Here is a 10,044-nt window from a genome sequence, read left to right as displayed (position 1 = left end):
ATATTTAAAGGCTAAATAAGTTATCCGATGTCGATTTACTATCAACAGAAACTGTGGATAAGTAGTTGGATTAGTGTTGTTTTTAACGCATAACTGTTTGAAAAATAAAGCTGTGAGTTAGATTGGCTTTGGGGTTGAAGCACAGACTAAGCGCCAGTAGAAAGTGACAATTTGACTGTCACGTTTCCATAACGTGACAGAGACGATCAATTAACCACTCAGACGCTTCGTCGTGACATCATTTTTATCTACGATTAGCCTTACCGTTAGACGATTTTACTTTATATTGGCTTTTACAATGACTGCGGCCCACAGACGCTGAACGAAGCGCTTTATGCTTGGTTTTACGCCCGTTTGTACGTTCTCGCCATACTTTAAAGCTGCGCGGCTTTAACTCACGGCGCATCAGTGCAATGACATCATCTTGTCGCAGACCATATAGTGTTTCAATCGCCTCAAAAGGAGTTCGATCTTCCCACGCCATTTCAATAATCCGGTCTAAGTCACCAGGCTCGGTCAGTTGCATACGCTCCTCCTCGTAGTAGAGCGATAGATACGGATAAGTCGAGCCACGTGGATCAATAAGGGGAGATGCCTAAATCCGTTATGACCCTTATTTTTTGGCCATTTAAAAATAAACAATAAATACAGCTAGTTACGAAAGGCCCTTTTTAACAAGGGTAAAAGTCCATTTTTAACCTAACGGCCTGTTGTCACTGACGATTATTAAGTTATTCTATTGTTCACTGCCGCACAGTCAGCTTAGAAAACGCCCCTTTTCCGTAAACCTTTTTGCCTAATGTTCACTGCCGCACAGTCAGCTTAGAAAAAATGTTTAAAGAGTCGATAGAGGGTGATTTAGTTCACTGCCGCACAGGCAGCTTAGAAAATACTTATTAACCCCGCTACAAATTTTTTGGTGTTCACTGCCGCATAGGCAGCTTAGAAATTCAGCTTGTTGTATTCTGAATCTTGCGGATTGTTCACTGCCGCACAGGCAGCTTAGAAATGATCATGGACCTGCGCGACAAGGATTCGGTCGTTCACTGCCGCACAGGCAGCTTAGAAAAGATGTTCACGACGTGGATGCGCTGCGCCGTGGTTCACTGCCGCACAGGCAGCTTAGAAATGGTGACGTGATTGAAGTGATGGACAACTTCTGTTCACTGCCGCATAGGCAGCTTAGAAAATACTTATTAACCCCGCTACAAATTTTTTGGTGTTCACTGCCGCATAGGCAGCTTAGAAAAGGATTGTACAGCGTCACGCTGTACAAAGATGGTTCACTGCCGCATAGGCAGCTTAGAAAAGAAAGTGCGGATGAAAACACCCGCAAGCTAAAGTTCACTGCCGCATAGGCAGCTTAGAAATCCGGCCGCTTCCTTGGTGATGTCGACGGCATGTTCACTGCCGCACAGGCAGCTTAGAAATTTCAAGCACAGGCTCAGCACTGGGTTGCTTTGTTCACTGCCGCATAGGTAGCTTAGAAAGGATTGAATGAGAACTCTTGTGTGCTGCTATATACCTAACGTCGTTCGGCTGAATCAATATGAGTGAAAAAGTTGGGAGTCACTTAAAAAAGCGCTATATTCATTATTCATATTTATGAATAAGTGCGATAGTTATGGCAACAACAAGTTTAAGTTTAGGGGAGCACTGGGAAGTGTTTATTAAAAACGAGGTAGCAAGTGGCCGTTACGGCTCTGCTAGCGAGGTTGTTCGTGATGCATTACGCACGCTTGAGGAACGCAAAACCAAACTGGATGTGTTGCGCGCACATCTTGATGAGGGGGCTCGACAGGCAGCAAGTGACACGTTTGTCGATGATTTTTCAATGGATGAACTGATTAACGACTTGGACGCAGAATCTTGACGGCGAGCCAAACAAAAAAGCAGGTTCGTATTACGCCCAGAGCACGTGATGATCTTAAAAATATTGGTCGTTACACTGAGCGTAAATGGGGAAAAGCACAGCGTAACACTTATTTAAAGCGCCTAGCTACGCGGTTTAACTGGCTAGCAGAGAACCCGCAACTAGGCCAGCATAGAACAGACATTGAAGACGGATACTATTGCTTTCCTGAAGGACAACATCTTGTCTTTTATCTTATCCGACGCCATACAATTGATATCATTGGTGTTCCTCATAAAGAAATGGACATTATTAACCATTTCACTATTGGTTAGTGCGCTTATTGTGATTGATCATTACTTACATCTACATTAATAAAGCGATCTCCCTTCAAACCCTAAACTGTGCCTTGTTTCACGGGCATGCATTGCTATTTTTGTTACCTTTCTAGCGCTTGTGAGTGATGTGCCTTGTCACTCGGGACAATCACGAAAGGGACACGCATGGACGATCTTTCGCCCTCGGATCTTAAAACCATCCTTCATTCTAAACGCGCCAATATGTACTACCTCGAGCATTGCCGTGTGATGCAAAAAGACGGGCGTGTGTTGTACTTGGCGGAGGCGAAACGCGAAAACCTTTACTTTAATATCCCCATTGCCAATACCACGGTGTTGTTGCTCGGGACTGGCACATCAATCACTCAAGCGGCGATGCGTATGCTCTCGCAAGCGGGCGTGTTAGTTGGCTTCTGCGGAGGTGGCGGTACACCACTGCATATGGCAACTGAGGTTGAGTGGTTTACACCGCAAAGCGAGTATCGACCTACTGAATATCTGCAAGGGTGGTTGTCATTTTGGTTTGATGATCAAAAGCGATTGGACGCTGCGCGAACTTTTCAGCTGGCACGCCTGAGTTACTTAAAGCAGGTCTGGCAAGCGAGCCGTGAGCTCAAGCTTGAAGGGTTTGATGTCGCCGAATTGGCCGGCGCACTCGATACCTTTGTGGCGCGAACCGACAAAGCCAGCAAGCCGGCTGATTTATTGCTTACCGAAGCGCAGCTCACCAAAGCGCTCTACAAACACGCTGCCAATCGCACGCAAAAAAACGGTTTTAAACGCCAGCATGAGGCGGACGATCTCGCCAACCGCTTTTTAAATCATGGCAATTACCTAGCTTATGGCTTGGCGGCGAGTTGTTTATGGGTGCTTGGGATCCCGCACGGATTTGCGGTGATGCATGGCAAAACCCGTCGCGGCGCGCTGGTGTTTGATGCCGCGGACTTAATCAAAGATGCCATCGTGCTGCCTTGGGCGTTTATATGCGCTAAAGAAAACGCCACCGAACAAGAGTTTCGCCAGCAAGTTCTGCAAGCCTTTATTGAACACAAAGCGATGGACTTTATGTTCAACACCATCAAAGCCATTGCGCTGCAAAACGACTCCGACGATGAGATGACGGAGCCGCAACGATGATGGTGACCTTTATTTCTCAGTGCGAGAAAAAGGCACTGAAGAAAACTCGCCGCGTGCTTGATGCCTTTGCTAACCGAATTGGTGATAACACCTGGCAAACACTGATCACCGAAGATGGCTTAAACACGGTGCGAAAACTGCTGAGCAAAACCGCCAGCCGCAGCACCGCGGTCAGTTGTCATTGGATTCGTTCTCGCTCACGTAGCCAGCTTTTATGACTCGAATTCGGTAGTCAGAGCTTCATAACCGTTGTATCAGAACATCAACGACGATTGCTGAAACGTTGGGTCAGTTGTACGAAGCGGTTTATTTCTAAATTAGGTGTGGAAACTCGGATACATCCAGTGCAATACTGGTCGATTTTATTCTGTTTTTCAGTGCAAAATGTGATAAGTTTCAAGGATGTGAAAAATTAAAATGCACTGCTTAAGTGTTAGGTTTAACTTTTATCTCAAGTGTTATATTAAAATCGAAACTATATCAGAAAAAACTATATTTTAAATTACCATAGGAACGAATATGTTTTTGAACCGTTTATCAACAGATGAAAAGGAAGCATTTCTTGCTCTTGCCCATCATGTTGCGCATTCTGACAATGACTTTTCAATGGAAGAAGAAGTCTTGATTGCGAAGTACTGTATGGAAATGCAAATTGACGATATTGAGTACGATGCAGTAAGGTTTGATCTAGCATCAGTGCTCAATACTTTTGAGTGTGATAGCCATCAGAAAATTGCGTTACTTGAGTTAATGGCGCTTATTTATGCGGATGGAGAAGTTGCCAAGCAAGAGCAGCAACTATTGAATGATATGATTACGCACTTTGGACTCAATCCAAACTTGGCGATTGTTTATCGTGAGTGGTCTAAGAATATCTTATCTCTATTCACCCAAGGTGAAGCATTGATCCACCTATGAGTTACCCGTGCACCCGTTGCGGCTTGTGTTGCCAACAAATTCAACATGTACCTGAGTTGAAAATCTTTCACAATGGTGATGGTATTTGCTTGTACTTGAATGCTGATGTTGGCTGCACAATATATCAAGAGCGAGCTTTAATGTGCCGAATTGATGAAGGGTATCAGAAGCTTTTTGAAAACCAGTTTTCATTAACAGATTACTACCTTAAAAATGCTGAAGTTTGCAATTACATGCAATTGGAATCCGAACTTCCAAGTCATTACAGAGTTAAGTTAAAAAATGGACAAACATAAACTATTGCAGTTTTTACCAACGAATGAGCAGAATGTAAACCGTTTGCTGTACTTGAAAAACAATGCGACTAAACCACGTATAGCAGTGTTTGGGAAATATAATCATGGAAAAAGTACATTATTAAATGCAATGGTAGGAGATGCGGTTTTCAAAGTAGAAGATAAACGCGAAACCATTGAGAACAAAGAGCTTGAACAAGAACATGTTATTTGGATTGACACCCCTGGGCTTGATGCCGATGTACGTAAAGAAGATGACAAATCTGCCATTAAAGGTGCGTTTGAAATGGCTGACTACTTGTTTTTAGTTCACCAAGCTCAAGCGGGTGAGCTAGATAAATATGAGATGCAAATTTTCCAACAATTAGCACGTCAGGACAAGAATTACAGTAAGAAGATGTTTTTAGTCTTAACGCAAATCGATCAAAAGTCTGCCGATGAAGTAGCTATTGTTGAGGAGAAAATTCGCCAACAATTACTAGGGAGTCTTGATTTACGTGATTTACAAATCATTTCTGTGTCAGCGCATCGTTATAACAGAGGTCTTCAAGAGGACAAAGCGGTTTTCTGCGAAAAGAGTGGTATCCATGCGCTCTTTGATCTGACTGCTACTTTAGTGTCTGAGGTTGATGAATTACGCAAGAAAGAAATGAAACGCTTGAAGTCTAAACTATTGCTGGATTTTTCTGCGCAAAAAGAGGCATTGAATGCAGAGTTAAAAGGGCTACGCTCTCAGCAGAGCAGTGAACTTAGTATGTTAAAGCGTGACGTAAAACAATTATTAGCAGACTTGGTTTAACCAAGAACAGTAATGTAAATAGTAGGAGTTAATTATGGCTATTCCTTGGTTAATTGGGGCTGCAGTGGTAGGTGTCGTTGGTATTGTCGGTGCCGCATTATCTGATGATGATTCAAGTGCGAGTACTAGCTCGAGCTCACGAGAATTAGAGCGAGAGAGAGGGAGAGCAGAATCTGAACGAAAAGCAAAAAGAGCACAAGCCGAACGAGAAGAAAAAGAGCGGAAAATTACAGAACAAAATCGAGCGCACGCCAATCGTTTTATTAATAAATATAGTTTATCGATTTCAGCAGACTCATTAGTCGCGGCATCAAAAAATAGCAATCTTGAAGGTATGGTAATTCAAGCATTTCAAGAAAGCAAAAAATCGACTAAACAGGCACGACAAATCGAACAGATTAGTAATCAGATAGAAGAGATGAAGCAGCTTGAAAACGATTTAATCAATTTGTAAGAGAATGGAAAAATGACCAATAGCAACCCGTTTCTTACTGCGTTAGAAAAATTTAAGTCAGACTTCAAATACATATCGGATAAAGAGCAGGATCTAGTTGAAATAAAATCCGCTTTGGTTGTAGAGCTTACCCAAGCAGCTCAGTTTAGTAGTAAGCATATCAATGAGCAGCATCCATTGTTTAAATTGGCAACACAACTAAAGGCTTCCATCTATCAAGGCGTACTAAGTTGGGATGCAAAATTAGAAGAGGCGTCACCAATGCGAGCGCTCAGCGAGCAGTTTGCTGATCGTGTTATTTTACTTGTATTTGGCAAAGTGAATGCAGGTAAAAGCTCGTTTTGTAATTACTTAACGGGTCTATTTGCTCCTGAACAGATTAAGCGTTTTTGCTTTAAAGACGGCAAAGTTAAATATTTTGAGGGTGCGTTTGCCGAAGGTGTTACCGAAACTACCGCTCAGATCCAAGGTGTAGAGCTGGGCTCAAACTTGGTGCTATTAGATTCACCGGGGCTTCACTCGATAGTGGATGAAAACGGTGATCTCACTCGTCGCTATACCGACAGCGCAGACGCTATTTTATGGCTTACGCCATCAAGTTCTCCAGGGCAAGTACAAGAATTGCAAGATCTCAAGCTTGAGCTTGAAAAGAAAAAACCATTACAACCCGTCATCACGAAAAGTGACGTATTGGTAGAGGATTGGTGTGATGAGGCGGAAGACCTTATCCAAAAAGTGGAAAATAAATCAGCCCAAGTTCGCCAATTGCAGCAAGAAGATGTGCATAGCCGAGTTACGGCATTAGGCGGTGTTGATGATTTGAAAGAAGCGGTATCCGTATCGGTTCATGCGTACAAAACACTTACAGCGACCTCTGAGAACGCATTACAAGAGGCTGGCTTGCAAGCGCTGTTTGAACGCCTGGTAGTAATAGTGAACGAAGCTAACCAATATAAGGTGGTTAAAGCTAAGCGCCAAATGATTAACTTCTTGGATGGTGAAGTACTGCATTCATTGAATGAAAATGTTTTACCGCAAGTGCAAGAGTTGCAGCAACTACTAACAAAAACAACGTATAACTTACGCCAAAAGCAAAATGTGATGTTGAGCCAGATTCTTGATAACGTACTGTGTGAAGTACCCTTAATCGTCGATAAGCACATGAACAACCGTGATAAAGAAGCGATAAGTCGTGAGCTAAACCAATTGATTGAAGAGCAAATCAGCAATACGTTGACGCAGGAGCTATCTGGCTACGTTAACAATATTCAGCGTGTTTCAGGCGATCTGTCGAGTGGCAGTTTAGGTGATTTTGATGATATCACTATTGACGTCAAACAGGTCACGGGTAGGCGAGCGTCGAGTATCGCTTCGAGTGCTGCTGGATTAGGCGGGGCAGCTGCTGGGTTTGCGGTGGGTGGACCTATTGGTGCTTTGATTGGTGGTGCGATTGGCTCTTTTGGCGGCAATAAACTCGGTGAACGAATCTTTGTCGAAATATCCACTCACAAAGAAGCGGTTGGGGTATCGCCAGATCAAGTCATCCTAACCACATCAGCAGCAGTACGTCAGCAATTGCCACAATTGGTAGAACACGTCTTTCGTGATGTGCAAACATCTTTCATGCCCTTACAGCAATACGCTGATTCCATAGTAATTGCGATTGAAAACTGTGCTTCAAAAACTCAAGCATTGAAGGTATAAATTATGAGAAATCCATTTGATGAAATAACTCAGAACCTTGATGAATCAAAGTGTTTAGTTGGCGCCTATCATCCGAATAATCAGATTGATCGTGTTTATGCCGAGTTAAAAGAAAAGCTAGATGATAACACTCTGCAAGTAATGCTTTATGGTGCGTATAACGCAGGCAAAAGTACATTGATCAATGTGCTTATTGGTCAAGAGAAAGCAACCGTAAATGACATTCCGACCACCGACACGGTTGATTACTATGATTGGAACGGGTATCGACTCTTAGATACTCCAGGCGTCAACGCTCCCATTGAGCATGAACAGACTACAATTGAGCAGATTAAACGTACTCAAGTGATGTTGTTTGTCATCCGAGAAGGGGACCAAGATTCAAAGGACCTTTATCATCGATTATTTGAAATGATTAAGCTGAATAAGAAAATTTTCATTGTACTTAACCATCAGCTTACGAACGATTCAGATAAAGCAACAGCTTATCAGAAGATCCTTCAGGTTCTTTGTCATAAAGCTTCTGAATATGGCGTGAGTAATGAAAGCATTCAGCATATTAAAGTGTTACCAATGAATGCGAAAACGGCATTGACGGGACGTTTAAAAGATAATCACACTCAGTTGCTTGAACGCTCTGGTTACAGTGAGTTCATTGAGGTGTTTAATGACTGGTTAAAATCAACAGACAACCAAGACAATCAACTGTCAGCAATTCAGAGTGCAGTCAATGAACTTTGGTACCAGCCAGCGGTAAACCAACTGTCCACGAAGGACACCACAGAACATAACGAGCTATTGATGCGTTGCCGAGAAGATAAGCAAATGCTTGTAAGTCGCCAACGATCGTTAGTAATAGAAGCAAGAAATATGATCAGTCATGAACTGATGTTGATGAAGTCTGATATCAGTGGCTGTATACAGAGTACACAAGATCAAGCGCAACTTGATAGCCAGTTACAGCGTTTAATTGACCCAATTGGAGACAAGCTAGAAGCGTGGATCAACGATAGTTTGGGTGAAGTTAAGGGTCTACTAAACGTTGAGGTTTCTTACCGCTTACAACAAAGCTTGAGCTCAAATAATTCTGAGTATCTAGACAAGGTGGCTAGAGGGCTTGGAAATATGGGCTCAGCTGACAATATCAAGGGTTTATTACTCCAAGGTCGTAAGTTAAAGATCCCGGGTTTAAAAGGACGATGGGAGAAAACGCTCGGTAAATGGGCAGGAAAAGGTGCAATCGCTGTTCAGCTACTTACCGCGTTATGGGATTTGTATAGCGAAGGCAAGGCGCAAGATAAGCAAAACGCTCAAGAGCGTCAAGCGGCTGTTAGTTTATATCAGGCAGTTGATGAGATCTGTTCAGTGGTTAAACGTGAGTATGGCAATACTTCTGAGCTGGTGATTACCGAAATCCTCAATGCTCAGATTCGAGCACTTGATGATGAAATCGCAAAAATTACAGCAGAAGAAAATCAAACTCAACAAGATTTGCAACAAGTGCTGGACTTTCAGAATAAACTCAGCTCGATTGGTTATTAGGGTGCGCCGCTAGCGTGGATTCGGCGTCGCGCCGATGATCTTTAAGTCAGCTTTTCTGCGCTTTTTCATCGTCGCGTAGAAATTCTCGTGCGAGCTGATATTAAGCAGATAGAGCTCGAGTTTGTTTTCAATCCAAGCGTAGCTAAGTAACACTTCTTGCCTATCGAGCTTGAACTTGTGCACCCAAAGATAAGACAGATCGCCTTTTTTCTGGGTGCCAAGCGTGGGATCTTCAATGATTCTGTCTATCTCGTCCTCGACCACTTCACATTGCGCCTCGGACAACTTGTTCATCTGCTTTTCAAAAACACGAGAGACGAAAACATCAATCGGATTGTTTTGGGGTCCGTCGCTCATAACGTTTTACCTTACCAAGTTTAACTTCTTCAGATGCAATTAGCGCCTCTTGCACAAAGCTGTAGGGTAAATCAGGGTTCTCAGTCATGATTTTCCCGATTTTTGCCCAGTACTCAATTTGCTTGGGCACAGAGCGCATTTCAGCCTCTGCATACACTTTTACATCTGACACAAACTCATCATCTAACCGTACACTGGTTGGCATGATTCACTACCTCGGTTATAAATCTTTATTGGTTAATATGCGACAAAATGTCGCGCCTTGCAACATGTTTAGAACTGGCATATCTGGCGTGACTTAAGACGGCTCTGCTTCAACATATGTGATAAGTTGATACCCTTGCGACCCTTCTTTTTTGGACGTTCAAAAATAAACAATAAATACAAATCGTTACGGAAAGCGATTTTTAACAAGGGTAAAAGGCCATTTTTATCCTAACGGCCTGTTGTAACAGATGATTGTTAAGTTATTCTATGGTTCACTGCCGCATAGGCAGCGTAGGTGACACAAGCGCCGCTACGGTGTTGGATATATAAAAACTGTCAATGGGCGCCTGTCACGATTAGCGCTTATATCAACCGATGTAAATGCACCATGCTAGTCTTGATGTTGTGACTTATTAAACAATGAATATGTTGTAATTCCT

12 protein-coding genes, 1 pseudogene and 1 CRISPR repeat array are annotated in these 10,044 nt (G+C 42.9%); of the genes and pseudogenes, 10 read left to right on the top strand and 3 right to left on the bottom strand.

Annotated elements, in window-relative coordinates:
* Positions 1–244: 244 nt before the first annotated feature.
* Positions 245–526: a TIGR03643 family protein gene (locus BZG84_RS15735; protein ID WP_077678466.1), complete on the bottom strand. Its 282-nt coding sequence runs from the start codon at positions 524–526 to the stop codon at positions 245–247.
* 215 nt (positions 527–741) lie between these two features.
* Positions 742–1,490: a CRISPR direct-repeat array (repeat unit 28 nt; unit sequence GTTCACTGCCGCACAGGCAGCTTAGAAA).
* A 134-nt stretch (positions 1,491–1,624) separates the two neighbouring features.
* Between BZG84_RS15735 and BZG84_RS15730 the strand changes: the two genes are divergently transcribed.
* The 10 genes and pseudogenes from BZG84_RS15730 to BZG84_RS15685 all read left to right on the top strand — a co-directional run bounded on the left by BZG84_RS15730 (position 1,625) and on the right by BZG84_RS15685 (position 9,040).
* Positions 1,625–1,873, top strand: coding sequence for a type II toxin-antitoxin system ParD family antitoxin (locus BZG84_RS15730; protein WP_077480619.1), 249 nt, complete (start codon positions 1,625–1,627; stop codon positions 1,871–1,873).
* Complete coding sequence (locus BZG84_RS15725) at positions 1,870–2,187, top strand: type II toxin-antitoxin system RelE/ParE family toxin (protein ID WP_077678465.1); 318 nt, start codon at positions 1,870–1,872, stop codon at positions 2,185–2,187. The genes BZG84_RS15730 and BZG84_RS15725 overlap by 4 nt, the downstream gene beginning before the upstream one ends.
* A 168-nt stretch (positions 2,188–2,355) precedes the next feature.
* Complete coding sequence (gene cas1f, locus BZG84_RS15720) at positions 2,356–3,327, top strand: type I-F CRISPR-associated endonuclease Cas1f (protein ID WP_077678464.1); 972 nt, start codon at positions 2,356–2,358, stop codon at positions 3,325–3,327.
* A pseudogene (locus BZG84_RS15715) lies at positions 3,324–3,542 on the top strand (hypothetical protein); the annotation flags it as partial. The gene cas1f and the pseudogene BZG84_RS15715, both read left to right, overlap by 4 nt.
* A 304-nt stretch (positions 3,543–3,846) precedes the next feature.
* Positions 3,847–4,245 (top strand): hypothetical protein, encoded by a 399-nt coding sequence (locus tag BZG84_RS15710; RefSeq protein ID WP_077481099.1) that lies wholly within the window; start codon positions 3,847–3,849, stop codon positions 4,243–4,245.
* On the top strand, positions 4,242–4,541 hold the full coding sequence (locus BZG84_RS16590; RefSeq protein WP_077481097.1) for a YkgJ family cysteine cluster protein: 300 nt from the start codon (positions 4,242–4,244) through the stop codon (positions 4,539–4,541). Before BZG84_RS15710 ends, BZG84_RS16590 begins: the two co-directional genes overlap by 4 nt.
* Positions 4,528–5,340, top strand: coding sequence for a GTPase (locus tag BZG84_RS15700; protein WP_077678463.1), 813 nt, complete (start codon positions 4,528–4,530; stop codon positions 5,338–5,340). The genes BZG84_RS16590 and BZG84_RS15700 overlap by 14 nt, the downstream gene beginning before the upstream one ends.
* Before the next feature lie 34 nt (positions 5,341–5,374).
* On the top strand, positions 5,375–5,794 hold the full coding sequence (locus BZG84_RS15695) for a hypothetical protein (RefSeq protein WP_077678462.1): 420 nt from the start codon (positions 5,375–5,377) through the stop codon (positions 5,792–5,794).
* 12 nt (positions 5,795–5,806) lie between these two features.
* On the top strand, positions 5,807–7,498 hold the full coding sequence (locus tag BZG84_RS15690) for a dynamin family protein (protein WP_077481092.1): 1,692 nt from the start codon (positions 5,807–5,809) through the stop codon (positions 7,496–7,498).
* 3 nt (positions 7,499–7,501) lie between these two features.
* Positions 7,502–9,040 (top strand): GTPase, encoded by a 1,539-nt coding sequence (locus BZG84_RS15685; protein ID WP_077481090.1) that lies wholly within the window; start codon positions 7,502–7,504, stop codon positions 9,038–9,040.
* A 9-nt stretch (positions 9,041–9,049) separates the two neighbouring features.
* On the opposite strand, the gene BZG84_RS15680 is transcribed toward BZG84_RS15685, so the two are convergent.
* Positions 9,050–9,397, bottom strand: coding sequence for a type II toxin-antitoxin system RelE/ParE family toxin (locus BZG84_RS15680; protein ID WP_077678461.1), 348 nt, complete (start codon positions 9,395–9,397; stop codon positions 9,050–9,052).
* The gene (locus BZG84_RS15675) at positions 9,366–9,602 is read right to left on the bottom strand and encodes a TA system antitoxin ParD family protein (RefSeq protein WP_077481086.1); all 237 of its coding nucleotides are present in this window, start codon (positions 9,600–9,602) and stop codon (positions 9,366–9,368) included. Before BZG84_RS15675 ends, BZG84_RS15680 begins: the two co-directional genes overlap by 32 nt.
* Positions 9,603–10,044: the final 442 nt, after the last annotated feature.

The sequence above is a fragment of the Salinivibrio sp. PR932 genome, assembly GCF_001996125.1.
In the GTDB taxonomy this organism is placed as follows: Bacteria; Pseudomonadota; Gammaproteobacteria; order Enterobacterales; family Vibrionaceae; genus Salinivibrio; species Salinivibrio proteolyticus.
This window is presented reverse-complemented; position numbering and strand designations above follow the sequence as displayed.